General features: G+C 59.2%; 16 protein-coding genes. 15 read left to right on the forward strand and 1 reads right to left on the reverse strand.

Annotation, left to right across the window (positions count from 1 at the left end; genetic code table 11):
• Positions 1-19: 19 nt before the first annotated feature.
• The 15 genes from CHB96_RS23585 (at position 20) to CHB96_RS23650 (ending at position 16,435) form a co-directional block, all read left to right on the forward strand.
• Positions 20-1,351 (forward strand): O-antigen ligase family protein, encoded by a 1,332-nt coding sequence (locus tag CHB96_RS23585; protein ID WP_176444470.1) that lies wholly within the window; start codon positions 20-22, stop codon positions 1,349-1,351.
• Positions 1,339-2,658, forward strand: coding sequence for a hypothetical protein (locus tag CHB96_RS29480; RefSeq protein WP_141136548.1), 1,320 nt, complete (start codon positions 1,339-1,341; stop codon positions 2,656-2,658). The genes CHB96_RS23585 and CHB96_RS29480 overlap by 13 nt, the downstream gene beginning before the upstream one ends.
• Positions 2,655-3,998 (forward strand): lipopolysaccharide biosynthesis protein, encoded by a 1,344-nt coding sequence (locus CHB96_RS23590; protein WP_089250879.1) that lies wholly within the window; start codon positions 2,655-2,657, stop codon positions 3,996-3,998. The genes CHB96_RS29480 and CHB96_RS23590 overlap by 4 nt, the downstream gene beginning before the upstream one ends.
• A gap of 271 nt (positions 3,999-4,269) precedes the next feature.
• Positions 4,270-5,187 carry a polysaccharide pyruvyl transferase family protein gene (locus CHB96_RS23595; RefSeq protein WP_176444471.1) on the forward strand — a complete coding sequence of 306 codons (918 nt, stop codon included), beginning with the start codon at positions 4,270-4,272 and terminating at the stop codon, positions 5,185-5,187.
• Between the two features lie 14 nt (positions 5,188-5,201).
• On the forward strand, positions 5,202-6,068 hold the full coding sequence (locus tag CHB96_RS23600) for a glycosyltransferase family 2 protein (protein ID WP_176444472.1): 867 nt from the start codon (positions 5,202-5,204) through the stop codon (positions 6,066-6,068).
• A gap of 141 nt (positions 6,069-6,209) precedes the next feature.
• Positions 6,210-6,635, forward strand: a complete 426-nt coding sequence (locus tag CHB96_RS30435; protein ID WP_176444473.1) for a DapH/DapD/GlmU-related protein — start codon at positions 6,210-6,212, stop codon at positions 6,633-6,635.
• A gap of 901 nt (positions 6,636-7,536) precedes the next feature.
• Positions 7,537-8,559 carry a GDP-mannose 4,6-dehydratase gene (gmd, locus tag CHB96_RS23610; protein ID WP_176444474.1) on the forward strand — a complete coding sequence of 341 codons (1,023 nt, stop codon included), beginning with the start codon at positions 7,537-7,539 and terminating at the stop codon, positions 8,557-8,559.
• Entirely contained in the window at positions 8,556-9,533 is a 978-nt protein-coding gene (locus tag CHB96_RS23615) for a GDP-L-fucose synthase family protein (RefSeq protein ID WP_089250957.1), read from the forward strand. Before gmd ends, CHB96_RS23615 begins: the two co-directional genes overlap by 4 nt.
• Positions 9,534-9,588: 55 nt before the next feature.
• Positions 9,589-10,119 (forward strand): DapH/DapD/GlmU-related protein, encoded by a 531-nt coding sequence (locus tag CHB96_RS23620; protein WP_245866093.1) that lies wholly within the window; start codon positions 9,589-9,591, stop codon positions 10,117-10,119.
• 216 nt (positions 10,120-10,335) lie between these two features.
• Complete coding sequence (locus CHB96_RS23625; protein ID WP_245866095.1) at positions 10,336-11,613, forward strand: O-antigen ligase family protein; 1,278 nt, start codon at positions 10,336-10,338, stop codon at positions 11,611-11,613.
• Positions 11,610-12,518 carry a glycosyltransferase family 2 protein gene (locus CHB96_RS23630; protein ID WP_089250889.1) on the forward strand — a complete coding sequence of 303 codons (909 nt, stop codon included), beginning with the start codon at positions 11,610-11,612 and terminating at the stop codon, positions 12,516-12,518. Before CHB96_RS23625 ends, CHB96_RS23630 begins: the two co-directional genes overlap by 4 nt.
• The gene (locus CHB96_RS23635) at positions 12,515-13,300 is read left to right on the forward strand and encodes a glycosyltransferase family 2 protein (protein ID WP_089250891.1); all 786 of its coding nucleotides are present in this window, start codon (positions 12,515-12,517) and stop codon (positions 13,298-13,300) included. Before CHB96_RS23630 ends, CHB96_RS23635 begins: the two co-directional genes overlap by 4 nt.
• Entirely contained in the window at positions 13,297-14,661 is a 1,365-nt protein-coding gene (locus CHB96_RS23640; protein WP_089250893.1) for a lipopolysaccharide biosynthesis protein, read from the forward strand. The genes CHB96_RS23635 and CHB96_RS23640 overlap by 4 nt, the downstream gene beginning before the upstream one ends.
• Positions 14,658-15,170, forward strand: coding sequence for an acyltransferase (locus tag CHB96_RS23645; protein ID WP_245866097.1), 513 nt, complete (start codon positions 14,658-14,660; stop codon positions 15,168-15,170). Before CHB96_RS23640 ends, CHB96_RS23645 begins: the two co-directional genes overlap by 4 nt.
• Positions 15,170-16,435, forward strand: coding sequence for a glycosyltransferase (locus tag CHB96_RS23650; RefSeq protein WP_089250895.1), 1,266 nt, complete (start codon positions 15,170-15,172; stop codon positions 16,433-16,435). Before CHB96_RS23645 ends, CHB96_RS23650 begins: the two co-directional genes overlap by 1 nt.
• Here the strand turns inward: CHB96_RS23650 and CHB96_RS23655 are convergent.
• Positions 16,387-17,394, reverse strand: coding sequence for a cellulase family glycosylhydrolase (locus tag CHB96_RS23655; protein ID WP_245866099.1), 1,008 nt, complete (start codon positions 17,392-17,394; stop codon positions 16,387-16,389). The two genes, CHB96_RS23650 and CHB96_RS23655, sit on opposite strands and share 49 nt — an antisense overlap.
• Between the last annotated feature and the right edge of the window lie 17 nt (positions 17,395-17,411).

Genomic DNA, 17,411 nt, shown 5'->3' on the forward strand with positions numbered 1-17,411 from the left:
TGTTTCGTGTAAGCAGCCTGTGCATACTGAGCCTAAGGGTGATCGACTCACTGCGCGCGAACGCATCGTCTGGATCGCAGTAGCGAGCGCTTCCCTGCCGTCGATCTTCGAGACCGAGTGGAAACTGGAGATTCCACTCGGTTCTGTCTATCTGGCGGATCTACTTTTGATAGTCGCTATCCTTCAGTCATTGGCTCACGTTCGCCGTACGCCGGGAAGCGCTGTCTTCTACTACTGCGCGGTGTTTGCCATCACCGTTGGAGCAATCTCCGAAGCAACCATACCTTGGATCGTCCGCGACTCCAGGCCTTTCTTTTATATGATTGCCGGCCTTGTCATCGGTGCGTTCGCAGTGCAGAATCCTCGATCGATCCGTTTCGGTGTCCGGTGCCTAGTTTTTGTAGTAGTAGCGACTACGGTACTGGCCGTCATCAGCCAGTTCAGCGAGATGAACGTGGTTGGCACCGAACGCGGCGCAACGAATGCAATCTACTACAACGGGGAAGCGCGCAACCTCTCCGCTAAGCGGATTCAGACTGAACCTGTTCCGTTGGCTTTGTTCTTGCTGTGCTGTTCCGTGGCTGCCTGGGTGATGAAGTTCGACTTGTCAGGTTTTCTCGGGAAAACTTGGTTCCGAATAGGGCTGTTGTCGGCAGTTATCCTCACAGTAGTTGCATATTCTCGTAATTCGGTTGTAGGCCTCGCTGCTGCGATATTTCTAGCTGCGATAATTCCAGCTGCTCTATCGCGCGCAGAGCGCCTAATGCGGCTGTTAGTCTTGATCGCCGCCGCCGCAGTTTTTGTCGGAATACCGATCTGGATCGGCTATCAGTTTGGGTACTTTGGTAATGTCATTGATTCTTTCTCCGCTCGAGTTATTGCTGGAATAGCGCCTGATGTTATCGGAACCGACCCGTCTGTGGGATGGAGGTTCACCGAGATGAATGCTGCGGCGCAGTTCGTACTACAACACCCAATTGGCGGCAGCGGATTCGGTGGCTACTACCGGGACCGAGTGGCGGGGGAACCGTTTCGCGGAGACCAGGGACGTCTGTACCTCCATAATTACTACATGCTTCTGTTTGTAAAATTCGGAGTTCTGGCTGGAAGTGCAGTGCTCACTGCGATTATCGCGTCGGTTGTGCGATTGATCCGTAGCGGGAGCACCGGCCTCGGAGCCTCGAATGCATGGTCAGTATTAGCGTGTGGATTCTTCGCTCTACTGGTTGTTAGTTCCGTGGCGCCAGTGATGTTCTCGCGTAGCTTTGCTGTTTTAGGGGGCGTGATAGTCGGAGTTGGGCTCCTGAGCACCGGAGTGCAGCGTCGGTATGAGGCGGTGTGCAAATTATGATGGGCTACCCAGGCCAGTCTCGACGTTCGTCGACCTATTTACCGGGTGGCAACCTGAAGCATTCAGCTGAAGGCGGCACAGGTACCTCGACACTTAATTGGCGCTATCTCGGCGCATGCTTCTTCCTGGTGAGCGTAAGCCTTACCGTTGCGGCGATGCTGATGCACAACGGAGTGCGATATCACGACGAACGTGTGTATCTAGAACTGGCTGAGAGCGTCACGAGAGGGACTTATCAGCTGGGAGGGAACGAGACCGCTTACAGACCGCCAGCATGGCCAATCATGCTCGCAATCCCGGTAGCGACTGGAACAAACTGGATAGTCTTCGGACTCCCGTTGGCACTCCTAATCGCAGCAGCGATTGCTGCCGGCGTGATTGCTGCGCGGATTGCGGGAACTCTCGCCGGCATAATTGGTTGCGTTGCTGTCGGATTTTATCCACTGAGTCTATACACGGCGACGACTCTCTACCCTCAAACGCTGGCGTTGACGAGTCTACTCATGATGTGGTTGGTAGTCGTTTCTTGGGAGACAGACGTTTCTCATTTTCATCGTAAGATTTACGCCCTGGCTGTGGGGATTTTTGGCGCTGTAATGTCGCTTGCAGTTCCGACGCTCGCACCTACAGCCTCTGCAGTTGTTCTGCTTGCGATGGTGACAGCGCGACGTTCCACACTGCGGTTAGGCCGTACCTTCATCGCCGTTGGTTTCGTCGTTCCGTTCGCAGCCTGGGTTCTTCGCAATATGGTCGAACTGGGTCATTTTATACCTCTTAGTACCTCGTCCGGAATCAATCTACTGTATGGAAACCATCCCAATGCAACCGCCTCCAGTGGTGTCGACGTAGACATTAATGAGCAGCGGGACTACGTTCGTGCGTCGGGCTTGAACGAGTATGATCGTGATAAATTCTTCCGTCAGGAAGCGATCCGTTGGATAAAAGAGAATCCGGCCGAATCGGTCAGACTATACTTTGGAAAGCTATTGAACTATTTCTCGCCGCTGAGTGAACCTGCAACTGGCGGGACGCACCTACCAGCAACAATTGGTGTAGCTGTAACACTCGTCTGCGGTATATTATTACTTTTGTCTTTGTTTAGGCTACTGTGGCGGGGACGCGTACCGTTATTGCGGTCTGAACTTTGGATGCTGGCAATTTTCTTCGTCAACGCGCCGTTTATGGCAGTTTTCTTCACTCGAGCACGTTTTCGACAGCCTCTCGATTCCATCCTGTTGGTAGAGTCTGCCATAGCCCTGGGTGTTATTTTGTGTTGGCTTGTCCAAACTAGAAGGAAGGCGGCATGAGGAATCTGGTGCTGAGGGCTAAAGGCACAAGACTTTCTCGCACATTGGTGAATACCGTCTCCAGCCCTGCTGGCTTGCTCGTCGGGCGCGTCGTTGCGTCTGGGACCGCAGTTATTACCTCTCCTATAATAGCCCGAGCAATTGGTGCAGACGGCAGAGGTTTAGTCGCCGCATCGATGACAGTTCTAACTGTTCTTCCAATAGCATTGGCACTTGGCTTGCCGTGGGCGGTCCGAAGGCGATGTGCGGTCGACCCGGCAAACCGCATGCCGGTGATGAGGACTTCATTCATTCTGAGTCTGGTGTCCGTGATTCCTGCAGGCGCAATGGGATTGGCTTTAACCCACTCGATTCTCGCCTCACTGCCACCGGCCGGGAAAGTCTGGCTGATGGTAGGCCTATTACTGACACCCCTTATCGTGAGCCGAAATTGTTTATACAGTGTCCTCGTGATTGAGGATCGGTTTCGTGCGCTATTCTTCGCTACAGTGAGTCAACCGATAGCAAACTTAACGGTGTTAACATTGCTATATTTGTCAGGTGCACTAACCGTCGCCAGTGCAATCGCGTCGACTTCAGTCTCTGTTTTGGTTTCATTTTTGATTACATCCAGGCTCAACGATATTCGGTTGCGAGGTCCTAAAGTTCCAGTTGGTGGGCTTCTCCGCGAAGCAATAAAATCGGCAGGTGCGCAGATTTCGGAGATTGCTTCGTATCGCCTGAACCAACTCATTTTGTTGCCAATAATTGGAAGTGCGGCACTTGGCAACTATGCAGTAGCCCTCAATATCGCACTTGCGCCGGTGCCGGTAGGTCAGGCGTTGGGCACGGCAACTTTTAAGAAGTCTGCAACTTTAGACACCGAGGGCAGGAAGGCTATTGTTCAGGAGTCGCTGCGCGCAGCTGTGTCAACTGGGTTCTTGTTAATGTCTATTATTGCCATTCTCGCACCGTGGGTAATTCCTTTCGTGTTTGGTAGCCAGTTTGAGCGATCCGTTCCAGTGACGTTGATTTTATGTATAGGCGCGCTGTTTGTTATTGCCAACTATACGCTGACGTCAAACATGATTGCCCAGGATCGGTCACATCGAGCAAGCATCGCGCAGTATGCGGGGTTTTCACTAGGACTAGTGGCGACCGTATCCCTCGGACACTTTTTTGGCTTAATTGGCGCGACAGTTGGTTCTGTTCTTGGCTTCGTGACTACCTCGGTCACGGCCACACTTCTGCTAAAGGTCCCGCTGCGGGCTTGGATTCCTACATTCGCTGGTGTTAAATGCGCTGGCGCTCTACTCAGAGGTAAGACCATGCAAAACAGATCCTCTTTTTCGGAAGGATAAGGCAATTTCCAAGCTGACACTGGGCGCTTACGAGCGCTTTAACTACGGCGATCTTCTATTCCCGATAATGTTGGACGAGAGTGTGCGAAGATCGCCAAGTGTGACCGGAAGTGACTCTTTGGTCCATTGCACGGTCGCCGGTGGCGATATGCGTTCGGCTGGGGGTGTTGCGACCTCGAAGATTCAGTCAGTCACCGGTGGTGGTCAGCATGCCGTCATCGTGGGTGGTGGAGAAGTTGTTGGCGCTGGCTGGTTTAGTATGTGGGCGAGTATGCAGTCAGAACGTAGTGACAGCATCATCCGGTTTGGAAGAAAGGTTGTGCCGAGAGGTCCACGAGAGTGGTTCGGGCGGCTCGCTCTCGGAGGGCAGTGGCAATATCCATTCGTTCCGCAGCATCCTACGATTCGAGCTCTCGGGTTTAACGCGGTCGGCGCTGCGCATTCAGCGATTCTTCCAAGCGCTTGTCAACGCGAACTCTGGGGTGTAGTCGCGACATCAAATTCTGCTACCGTACGCGACGTGAGGTCGGCCGAACTTGCGTCTCAGTTCGGTCTCGAGTTGCCGGTTGTACCGGATTCAGCGGCTGCGTTATTCGAAACTCGGCGATTCGCTGACTATAGATCGTTGACCCCGGCGGGGGGTTCTGTTCAAAGCAGCGGTGTCGTTGTGCAAATGTCTCGTGCCTGGGCAAATGGTTGCACCAAGGAAACTATCGACGCATTGAGTCGCATTGGGACAGAGGCGGACGGGCTTACTTTGCTTGCAGTTGGTATGGCGGGTGCGCATTCCGATCAGGTCGGATTGGGCGCGATTGCCTCTCAGCTTAAGTGCCCCACTACTCTGTTGGTTCCGCAAACCATCGATGAGATTGTCGAGACGATCGCGCGATCATCGCTGATTATTGCATCGAGCTTGCATGTGAATATTACAGCTATGGCGGCAGGTATTAAGCAAGTACCACTTGGTGGAGTTAAGAAGTTGGCTGCGTATATGGAGACCTGGGGGTTCGAATACGAACGTCCGGTGGCTGGATGGGGGATTGTGGAGTCAGCGGGCGTGGCCACTGATCAAGAGTCGGTGTCCGCGCGTGTTTCCCGCGCTCAGAAGTTAGCCGCACTGGCAAAAGAAGCTACAGACTTGGTCGTCCGGAGCACATTTGATGACTGTGCAACATGGAACTCCAACTAGGGAGGTGGGTGTCGGTGTCTATACATATCGTCATTGTTAATTATTTCTCAAGCGATTACGTTTTCAGGCTGTTGGATAGCATTGATCGATCATCTTTTGGATCGATCTGCATTGTTGATAATTCGGTGGCTAGCCATGAGTATGATGCCCTGGTTGCTGCTTCTGCAGGCTTAGACGCTCAATTAGTCTCTACTTCGGAAAACCTTGGATTCGGTCCGGCAGTTAATCTTGGAATAAGTAGCATTGTAGTTCTTCACTCAGACTACATATGGATTCTCAACCCTGACACGCTGCCAGCACCTGGTTCCGCGGCCAAACTTGTGTCGTCTATGAAGTCTCAGGGGGCGGATCTGGGTTCACCGCTAGTTACAACTGGCATCGACGGAAGCGATGTCTGGTTTGGGGGTGGTGAATTCGATTTCGCACGCGGAAGAACACAACATTTCTCAGGCCGGGCGCCTGGCGTCTTTGAGGTCAACTTTTTGACGGGTGCGGCCCTCATGGTCTCGGGAAAGGCGTGGGCATCACTGGGTGGGTTTCGTGACGACCTTTTTATGTATTGGGAAGACGCTGATCTGTCGCTCCGAGCGGCAAAGGAAGGATATAAGTTGATCGTAGAACCGTCGGCAGTCGTTTGGCACGCCGTCGGTGCGACGTCAAGTGAAGACGGCAGGAGTGAGCTTTTTTATTACTATATGCAGCGAAATCGGATTGTGGTCCTAGCTGAGCAATTTGGTTTATCTTATTGTATGCACCCGCGTCGAATTCTTGAATCGGTGATTATGGCTGGCAGAGCCGTACGGGAGCGGCGACGTAAACTAGCGAAGCTAGTAGCCGCAGTTCGCGGTCACTTAGCTGGTGTCAGTGGTGCCTTGAGGTAATGTCTTAAATGTTGTGTCCGGGTTAGCACCGCTAAGGAGTGAAGGTTGAGTTCGCACGTGCATTTTCGTCGACATTTGAGTCGAGCTGTCAGGGATGTCGTCAGGAACCGACTTTTCGCATCGGTAGTTATCCCTGCTCCTGTGAGGTGGCGTCTTTATCGAATTATTGGGCTGTCGTTTAAGAAGAGCTTTATCGCGCCTGGCCTTTTTGTTGGTGGCTCAGGGCTTGTCGTCAACGAGGGCGTAATTCTAAATTATAACTGCTTTATCGACGCTACGGGAGAAGTTAAACTTGGAAGTAATGTTGCAATTGGTCCAGGATCTACAATCTTGACAGTTACCCATCACATCGGTCCTGCGGCAAAGCGGCGAGGTCTGGAGCAGTTGGTATTGCCGGTTAAGATCGGCGACGGATGTTGGATCGGTGCCAACGCCACAATTCTTCCAGGCGTGAAGATCGGTGAGTCCTCTGTCATTGCCGCAGGTAGTGTTGTGACTTCCGACTGTAAGGCTAACTCCGTGTACGGGGGCGTTCCGGCTAAGTTTTTGAAGTCGATCGAATCATAGATGTTATCGCAGGTGCTGGATTAGAACGTTGTTCCATGGTATTTTCAGTTCATTCTGGGGCAGGGTAATGATTTGTATTCGGTCCCGTGTGTGGGTGTTGGGTGTGCTCGCGATTGGGTCCGTATTTGTGAATAGGTTGCGACCTTAGGTAAGTCGGCGTCTGAACGTACTCAGATCCTTTCAATTATTGTTGGGGAAGGTGATGTTGCAGCGGGATGCGACGGGTCTTGTACGCCCCAAAGAGTCACCAATGCCCGTTCGATCGATTCGCAATGAAGGAAATCGGCGGACGGCACCGCCGGGTCGGAGGGTTACGGGTACGGTTAAGGTCGGGACGAATACTCATCGAATAGTATTGGGAAACCGGTCGAGTGTGGCAAATCGGGGCTAGGTCCCGCCGGCGTTGCTGCTATGTAGCCGTCGCTTTTCCCTCATCTAGAACGTGTGCTTGGGTCCGGGCAACAGGATGTTCGCGGCCAGGCAAGGACGGATATCATCTTGAGTAGTATGCCGAGGGCAGCTCATCCCCCGCGACTGCGCATGTTTGACCGTAATCCGAACACAGGTATCGACGAAGCTTTACGGATTTCCGATGGAGGCTTTGGTTTGTTCGGGCCTGTTGGTTGGGGTCGTGGCGTGTCCCCGCCCCAGGGGCGGCGGACTGGAGGTGCCAAACAGTCTGATCAACCGATATCGAAACCTTTTCCGAATCGCGGAATCGTAGTCTCCTGGTATCAGCGGGACGGTAGCGAGAAATCAGCTAATGCGAGAGCCGTCTTGAATATTGCGGCTCTAAAGAGTTAAAACAGACTGCAATCAATGCTATTTCAACCGTAGCGCGACGACGTGCATCTTTGTACTCTTACCTGCATCATCCGCATCACGCTTGGACGGAGCAGTGGTGAAAAAGGCATTGATTACGGGGATCACAGGCCAAGACGGGACATACCTAGCCGAGCTTCTGCTCGCCAAAGGGTACGAAGTCCATGGGTTGATACGACGCGCATCGACGTTCAACACCGCGCGCGTCGACCATCTGTACGTCGACCCACACGTACCCGACGCGAAACTCTTTCTGCACTACGGGGATCTGAGTGACGGGGCCAGACTCGTCACCCTGATGGCCGACATCCGGCCCGACGAGGTCTACAACCTCGCCGCACAATCCCACGTACGCGTCAGCTTCGACGAGCCGGAACACACCGGAGACACCACCGGTGTCGGATCGATCCGGCTCCTCGAAGCAGTACGGCTGACCGGCGTCCAATGCCGGTTCTACCAGGCGTCGAGCTCCGAAATGTTCGGTGCCAGCCCGCCGCCGCAGAACGAGGACACGGCCTTCCATCCCCGCTCGCCGTACGGTGCCGCAAAGCTGTACTCCTACTGGGTCACTCGCAACTACCGCGAGGCCTACGGCATGTTCGCCGTCAACGGCATCCTGTTCAACCACGAATCCCCGCGTCGCGGTGAGACGTTCGTGACCAGAAAGATCACTCGCGCGGTCGCCCGGATCAAAGCCGGCCTCGAAGACCACCTCTACATGGGAAACCTCGACGCAGTCCGCGACTGGGGATACGCACCTGAATACGTCGAAGGCATGTGGCGCATGCTGCAAACCGACCAACCCAACGACTACGTGCTGGCCACCGGAGGCAGCTACACCGTCAAGGACTTCCTCACCGTCGCCTTCGAGCACGCCGGGCTCGACTGGCAGCAGCACGTCCGCTTCGACGACCGCTACCTGCGACCGAGCGAGGTCGACGCACTCGTCGGGGATCCGAGTAAAGCGGAGACCGACCTCGGATGGAAGGCATCGGTCCACACGCCTGAGCTCGCGCGCATCATGGTCGACGCCGACATCGAAGCACTCGCCTGCGAAGGGCGTCCCTGGATCGACACCCCCTTGCTGAAGGAGTGGGCATGACTGCAACCGTCGACGCGACGTGGGAGGCAACTCTCGACCGTAACGCGCCGTTCTACATCGCCGGGCACAAAGGGCTTGTCGGGTCCGCCATTTGGAGGGCGCTCGACTACCGCGGCTTCACCAATCTGATCGGGCGAAGTTCCGCCGAACTGGATCTGCGTGATCGTGCGGCCGTGTTCGACTTCTTCGCCGAGACCAAGCCCGTCAACCTCGTGCTCGCCGCAGCGAAGGTCGGCGGCATCATGGCCAACAACACGTACCCGGTGGACTTCATCTCCTCCAATCTTCAAGTCCAGGTGAACGTGCTCGATGCAGCGCTCGAGCACCGCGTCGAACGTGTCCTGTTCCTCGGCTCGTCGTGCATCTATCCCAAGCTCGCGCCGCAACCGATCAAAGAGGAATACCTGCTCACGGGCCTCCTCGAACCCACCAACGACGCCTATGCCATCGCCAAGATCGCCGGCATCCTCCAGATTCAATCCGTCCGAAAGCAATACGGGCTGCCCTGGATCTCGGCCATGCCGACCAACCTGTACGGGCCGGGAGACAACTTCTCACCGCAGGGCGCGCACGTACTGCCGGCACTCATCCGTCGGTACGAGCAGGCGCGGCAGGACGGGCTCGACGTCGTGACCAACTGGGGCACCGGATCGCCGATGCGCGAGTTCCTTCACGTCGACGACATGGCCGCCGCGTGCCTGCACTTGCTCGACCACTACGACGGACCTCAGCAGGTCAACGTCGGAACCGGTGAAGACCAGTCCATCAAGGAGATCGCCGAGATGGTCGCCGAGGAGGTCGGCTACCTCGGGCGGATCGAATGGGACACAACCAAACCCGACGGCACACCACGCAAACTGCTCGACGTCTCCACGCTTATGGCCACCGGGTGGCGCCCGAACGTCACGCTGCGCGACGGGATCGCGTCGACGGTGAAGTGGTATCGCGAGAACATCGACACCATCCGCGAGTAGCGCCCCTGCGAGTCACGTCATCCTTGATACGCGTCGTGACCGTTACGCTGTGCCGATGATGCGTCGGATCCGAAAAGTCATCGCCGGCGAACTCGGCCCAGTGGGGCGGGATCTCGTGCTCAACCGCATCCTCGCGAGCGTTGCCGTGCCGCGCAGGCTCCGAACTGCCCTGCTGCGCAGGCTCGGTCACGACATACACCAGACTGCGCAGATCAACCCCGGACTGTTTCTCGGCGCGTGGACCGGTTTGACGCTGAAAGCAGGAGCCTTCGTCAACTACGGCTGCTTCCTCGATCTCGGCGCACCCATCACCATCGGCGTCAACTCCGGAATCGGTTACGAGACAATGCTTGTAACGTGCGGTCACAGTATCGGCCCGGAACACAGGCGAATCGGAGACGCGGTCGATGCGCCAATCGTCATCGGCGACGGCTGCTGGGTCGGCGCACGAGTGACGATCCTTCCCGGCGTCACGATCGGCGACGGCTGCGTCGTCGCATCGGGCAGCGTCGTCACCGAAGACTGCCTTCCCAACAGCCTGTACGCAGGAGTGCCTGCACGATTCAAACGCCGACTGGACTCGTAATATCGGACATTCCAATCCGAATGCCCGTAAGTGGGTCCATTGATTGTCGCACTACTGGATAAACCGTGAAACAAGCTGAACGGCAGCGGAATACCGGTCACCTATCAGTTCCGATTGCTGCTTTGTATGAGCTGCGCACCAGGCACTTTCACGCTACGCTCGCCCGATATCGCAGGTAATGCGCATGCACTTTTCGGGGCGGAGTGGGGTGAGCGATTGACCGTTGCATACGGCGGGCACCACGCTGAATCCTTCCCGGAAGGTCGCGCAGCGGGTACCGACCTCGACGTACTCCGAATGCCCGAACGCGCCGGATTGTTCGCGCTCGGAGCCACCTCGGCTCTGCCCCTGATGAACTTCACCGTCACCGGATTCTCTTTTGTCTGTGCTGCGGTCGCGGTCGCCTATTTCATGCCGACGAACCGTCGTCGTACTGGGTTGCCGTTGTTGTTCGCCGGGTTGGGCACGGCCGCGTACCTGCTGTCGGCGTGGACCAACGACACAGGCGTGTTCGCACCCAACGTGGTGGCATTCGCAGCGTTCGCGCTGTACTTCTGCGGAATTACCGTGCTGGCCCGCGATATTCAGCGCATCGCCACCGTAATGGTGGGCATCGCCTTCGGGTCTACCGTGTTCTTCGTCCTCATCGGCACGATGCTGACGGCCACGGGAATGCTCGTCGACCTCTGGAAGTACGGGATAGCACCGGCAGCAACGGTATTCGTGCTGTACCTGGCCGCGGCACGGTCGACCAGATGGACCGTCGTCACCCTTCTTCTCGTTGCTCTCGGAGGCGCCAGCCTCGTCCTGAACTTCCGATCCCACGCACTGGTGTGCTTCGGCGTCGCACTGCTGTTGGTTCTGTCGCACTACCGGGGCGGCAGGCTGTCGGTTAGGGCGCGGGTAGCCGTCGTCGCGATGTTCGGTGTCGTCTTCTCGTGGGCGCTCGAGTACGCCGCACGCGAGGGCATGCTCGGGCAGGCGCTACGCGACAAAGTGTTGATGCAGTCCAACGGCAACGTCCCGATGCTGCTCGCCGGCCGCACGGAACCGCCTCTGTCGATCACGGCCATCGTCGAGCGCCCTTGGCTGGGTTGGGGAGACGCCGATAACATCTCCCACGCCGTCTACACCCAGGCGCAGCACGCGGCCATGAACCTCGGCTTCGAGCGCTCCTTCCCGTTCGAGTACGCATGGAAGCTGCCCAACGGTTCGATATCGCTACACTCCATCCTTCTCGGCTCCTGGGCCGAAGCCGGCATCGTCGCCGTGCTGCTTCCCCTGTGGTTGTTGTGGGCGTGCTACCGGCTGGTGTTCGCCTCCGAAGTCGCGGGCCCGTGGACGCCGCTGCTGATGTACCTCGGACTGCAGGGGGCGTGGGACATCATGTTCTCGCCGTGGTCGTACAACCTCCCGGCCGTGTTCGCCGTCCTCGCCTGCAGCTGCGTCGCCCTGCGATCTGTGGGGCCGACGCGTACCGAGGGGACACCATGACGAATCCGACTGTCAGCGTCGTCATCCCGACCATCGGACGCGCGAGTCTGCGCACTGCCGTCGAATCGGCTCTCGCTCAATCGGTGCCGGTGCTCGAGGTCATCGTCGTCGCCGACACCGCAGGGCCCCTCGACCTTCCCGACGATCGCCGCATCCGCGTCCTCCGCACAGGACCCGCGTCGGGCAGCAGTACTGCCAGGCAGAGGGGCGTCGAACTCTCCACCGGAGAGGTGATCGCGCTACTCGACGACGACGACCTCTGGCACCCCTTCAAACTCGAACGCCAGCTCGCGGAGGTGGCGGACATCGAGGGTGACCACTGGGTCGTCACGTGCAAGTGCGCCGTCCGAGAAGCCGGGAAACGCGAACGGATCTGGCCGAAGTACACCATCGGCGAACACCAATCGGTGGCCGAATACCTCTTCCGGCTGGGCAATCTGACGATGGGCGGAGGGATGTTGCAGAGCAGTACTCTGTGCTTCCCACGGACGCTGGCACTCGAGTTGCCGCTGAACTTCGCGCCCGATTCCATCCACGACGAGCCGGGCTGGCTCATCGCCCTCCAGAACCGCTTGCCGGATTTGACGTTTCGTCATGTGCCCGACTGCTTCTCGATCTACAACATCAGCGACAACTCCGTATCTCGGCGCAGCACAGACGTATCCGAGAAGTACATCGAGTGGGGTCGGGAGAATCTGCGGGAGGCCAGCACCCGGGTGCGCGGCGACTACTTCCTGTCCAGCGCCGTCACCGCCGCCGCGTCGGCGAGATCGCTTGCCAGCATCCGGCGGGCAGTGACCGCCGGTTTCGCCGAGGGGCAGCCGGGTCTGGGTGCAATGGCCTATGCCGCAGCCAAATTCGGAACAACCGCGGTACGACGCGCAGGCCGTGGGGGTGGCGCGTGACCGAACCGACGTTGAGCGTCGTCACCATCAGCTACCGGGACCCGATCGGCCTGGCCCGCACACTGCAGAGCGTCGCCGAGCAGACATATCCCTCGATCGAGCACATCGTGATCGACGGCGGCAGCGGCGACGACGTCGTCGAGATGCTCACCGAGGCATCGCCGTCGTACTGGCATTCGCGTCCCGACGGCGGACGCTACGACGCGATGAACCAAGGCATTGCACGGGCGAGCGGTGACGTGGTCTGGCTGATGCACTCCGGTGACTGCTTCGCAGATGCGGACTCGGCGGGCATCGGCGTTCGCGGGTTGGGATCCGGCATCCGGGACCGGTGGGGGTATGGGCAGGTCCGTATCGTCGGCGACCCGTCTCGTGACGGAAAGGTATGGGGCTACAGCCCGTTCGACATGGACGGATTCGCCCTCGGAGTCCGCCCGATTCCCCATCAGGCTGCGTTGTTCGGCGTCGACCTGCTCGGTCGGCTCGGGGAGTACGACACCGACTTCGGACTCGCGGCCGACCACCTCTTCATGCTGAGAGCTGCCACCGTCGAGCAGCCGCTTGTCATCGATCACGTGCTGTGTGATTTCGACGCGTCCGGTGCGGGCAGCACGCGGCCGCAACGCGAGCACTTCGCCGATGTCCGGCGTGCCTGGGACGTCGCCGAGTATTACCCGCTCGGGCGGCGCTCACGGGCCGTCGCGTACTCACGCGTGCTGCAGGCGTCGGCCAAGGCGAAGCACCTCGTCCGCACACGACTCTTCAGGGGCGTACACGCATGACCGGCAGACACCGCAAGCCCGAGGAGGACCAGCCGGGTCTGGACGCCACCGAGCGCCGAGCCGTCGTGCTCAGCACGGTGTTCCGCATCGCGGGAACGCCCATCGTCGCGGTAGCGGGTCTGATCAGCGCGGGGTTGGTGATTCGGGCGACCGGGCCGTCGACGTACGGGGTCGTGGCGCTCGTCGCGACCGTCGGGCTGCTGCTTCCGTTCGCCGATCTCGGCATCGGCGCCGTCGTCACCAGCGCCGCGTCACGGTCCCGCGATCCGGCGACGGACCCGTACGCTCTCGCCGTCATCCGGCGCTCGTACCGGGTTCTCAGCGCAGTGGCGGGTGTCGTTGCCGTCGTGGCGATCTCGATCATGATGTTCGACGGCTGGGGCACCCTCATCGGCAGCAGGACGGGCCCCGACGACAGGGTGGTCATCACACTTGCCGTCATCCTGTTCGGGCTCACCATCCCCGCGGGCCTGGGGCTGCGCATCCTCATCGGTGTCGACCGAGCGCCGTTGGTCGTGCTGGTGATGGTCAGCAATTCGCTGTTCGCGCTCGTCTTGACGGCCTTGATGTATTTCTCTGGTGTGCAGGGCATTTGGTATGTGTTACCACCGCTTGCCGGAGCGTTGCTCGGCAACCTGACCGGTACTGTCGTGGCGCTGCGGGTGTCGGGCCTCGGGCTGGCGGTGTTCGATCGTGACCCGCGAGCGGTGTCGACGACGGGATTGCTCGAGGGATCGTTGTGGCTGTTCCTCGTCAGCGTCGGAATCCCGTTCGGACTACAGGTGCAGCGAGTTGTGTTGTCGCACTTGTCCGATCCTCTCGAACTCAGCCGATATGCATTGATGGCGCAGCTGTACGGTCTGTGCTGGTCCGTGTTCTCGATGGCAGCGTTGGCCTTCTGGCCGATCTTCGTCAAACGCCGCGGCGACGTTACCGAGACAGTCCGGCTGTGGCTGGCGTCGACGATGATCTTCGGGCTGCTCGCCGCGATCGCGTCGGTGCCGTTGGTGGTGGTGAGCCCGTGGCTCGCAGATGTATTGTCGGGCGGCACGATCGACGTCAGCAGTACGTTGGCCGCTGCGTTCGCGGTACTGCTGATCGCGCAATGCTTCCACCTGCCGTCGGGCATGCTGCTGACGAAGCCGACCGAAGCGCGTTGGCAGGCTGGGTGTCTCGGGGCGATGGCAGTGGTGACAACTGCGGGAGCGATCTGGGTGGCGCCGGCGCACGGGGCCGCCGGTGTCGTGTTGGTGACGGCAGCTGCCGTGATCGCATGCCAGTTCATCCCGGACATCGCGTGGATTCCGCGGATCGTCGGTCGGCGTGAAGTGGTCGACGTGAAGGCGCCGGTGTTGGTGTGATCGTGAAACTCATTCCGCTGCTTCGGTTGTTGAACCGCGTCGATCAGGGTCTATACATGACGGTGGTGCTGGCTGTGCTTCGTCGTACTGGTCTATCCGTCGTTGGTCGACCACTATGGATCTCGTCGTCGGTGTTTCTGGATCACTCCGGCCCGGGGTCGATCAGCTTCGGGGACCGGTGCGTCGTATCCGATTCGGTCAAGATCCTCACACATGACTTCTCGCTCGACCGCATCGCCGAAGCCAGAGGCGATCTGCCCGCAGACGAGGAGCTGTACCGTCGGGCACCGGTGAGTATCGGTGCACGTGCGTTCATCGGTCTGGGTGTCATCATCATGCCCGGGGTGTCGATCGGCGACGACGCGATCATCGGCGCGGGATCGGTAGTGACGCAGTCCGTTCCGGCGAAGGAAGTGTTCGCGGGCAACCCTGCTCGACGAGTGTGTACGACCGACGACCTCTGGGACAGACGACGGGACGAATTCGACGTACGGAAGCGGAGACGCTGATGCGGGTCACACTGATCGGACTCAACTACAAGCCCGAGGTCACGGGTATCGCGCCGTATACCGCCGACGTCGCCGAGGGTCTCACCGAACGCGGCTACGACGTCCACGTCGTCACCGGATTCCCGCACTACCCGCAATGGGTTGCGGATCCGCGGTACGGCGGGTCGACCATCTCCGAAGTGGTCGACGGCGTGCCCGTCACCAGACATCGACACTACATTCCGGACCGTATGACGGTGCGCCAGCGGACGCATCTCGAGATGTCGTTCGGCAGCAAGGTGGTCAAGAGTCACCTCCCGGCGTCCGACGTGGTGATCTGTGTGTCGCCCGCACTCGTGTCCACCGGCATGGTGTTCGCACGTCTGAAAGCGCAGCTGGTACGGCCTGCGATCGGTGTGTGGGTGCAGGATCTCTACAGTCGTGGCGTCATAGAGACCGGGACCATGCACGGACCGAGTGCCGGTGCGACAACCAATCTCGAATCCGGAATCCTGCGATCCGCCGACGGCGTCGCTGTCATTCACCAGCGGTTCGCGGATCATGCGGTCGGAGAACTCGGCGTGCCGCGCAGCAAGATCAGCGTTATTCCCAACTGGACGCACATGCCGCCGCAGGTGCCGATGGACCGTGACCACGCGCGCGATCTACTCGGCTGGTCCCGCGACGACGTCATCGCCGTGCACGCGGGGAACATGGGACTCAAGCAGGGACTCGAGAACGTGGTCGACGCCGCCAAGCAGTCGGATCGTCTCGGCGGCCCGGTCAAGTTCGTCCTGATGGGCGACGGCAACCAGCGCGAGATCCTCGAAGCGCGGGGACAAGGTGTGGCGTCGTTGACGTTCGTGCGGTCGTTGCCGGAGAAAGAGTTTCGGGCAGCGTTGGCTGCGGCCGACGTGTTGCTCGTCAACGAGCGGCCCGAGATCGCCGAGATGTCTGTGCCGAGCAAGCTGACGTCGTACTTCGGGAGCGGAAGCCCTGTCGTCGCGGCGACCAGTGCGGGCAGCGTGACGGATCAGGAGGTTCGTGCTGCCGGTGCGGGAGTGCGAGTGGATCCGGCCGACCCTGTGGCGTTGGTCCACACCGTCGCGGCGTTGGCTGCGGATTCTGTCAGTTCGCGGATTCTGGCGTCATCAGGTCTGAAATACGTGCAGGAGAACATGTCTCGCGACGTCGCGATCGACAGGTTCGAGACGTGGCTACAGGCGTTGGTCCACACTCATCGGGGGAGGTTCCGTACCGCATCGAACGCAGGCTTGGGGCTGTAGTCGGAGCGGAGGAGGCCGTAGTTGAAGTCGGGAATGTCGCTGCCGGTCAGCGAGTCTCGATAGTCGAACACGAAGACGGGGCCCGCGTAGGGGAGGCTCTGCAGTGTCTTGATTCCGTCGGCGAGGATGGCTGCTTGATTCTCTGAGCTGGGCGCACCGAACTCGGTGAACCAGATCTGTTTGTCTGCGTCGTTGTTGCGTTCCATGACGTGGCGGACTGCATCTATTTGGTGTGTGGAGATGCTTTGGGCGAGGAGGTTCGGAGTGCTGTAGGGGTGCATGGCGATGGCGTCGAACGTGTGGTGTCCGGCGCAGCGATACAGTGCCTCGACGAAGGTCTCCGGTGACAGGTCGTTGGTGGAATCGACTGCGGGTGAGGTGGGTCCGGTGATGACGAGTGCGTTCGGTGCTGCTGCTCTGATGGCCGTTGAGGTTTCGCGGAGGATGGCGCAGTACTGTTCGGGGTTGGCGCTGGGGCCGAAGCTCGCAGCGATGTTCGGCTCGTTCCACACCTCCCACGCGGTGATCCGATCGCGGTAGCGCGACGCTGCGGCAGAGGCGAATTGGGCGAAACGCTGCGGGTTTGTCGGAGCTGGGTGTGCTGTGTGTGCGTAGTCGGGCGGGACGGCCCACGTGGGAGCCCACGTGACGACGCCGAGGATGGGGAGTCCGTTGTCAGTCGCGGCGTCGACCTTCGCGTCGCTGGCGGACCAGTCGATGGTGCCCTCGGTGGGCTCCGACCAGGGGATCACCAGTCGGATGGCGCCGAATCCTGCATCACGTGCGCCGGTGATGTCGCGTCGTACATCGGTGCCGGGCATGTCGACACTGGCCGTATTGATGGCCAGCCGGACGGAATTCCAGACGGAAACGGGGTCCTGCGCGGGTACGGGCGTCGGTTCGGGGGTGCAGGCGGTTACGGTAAGTGCCAGTGCCACAACGACTACCGCGAATCTCACGACTGCAGTATGACGGG

The organism is Rhodococcoides kyotonense, from assembly GCF_900188125.1.
Taxonomy (GTDB): domain Bacteria; phylum Actinomycetota; class Actinomycetes; order Mycobacteriales; family Mycobacteriaceae; genus Rhodococcoides; species Rhodococcoides kyotonense.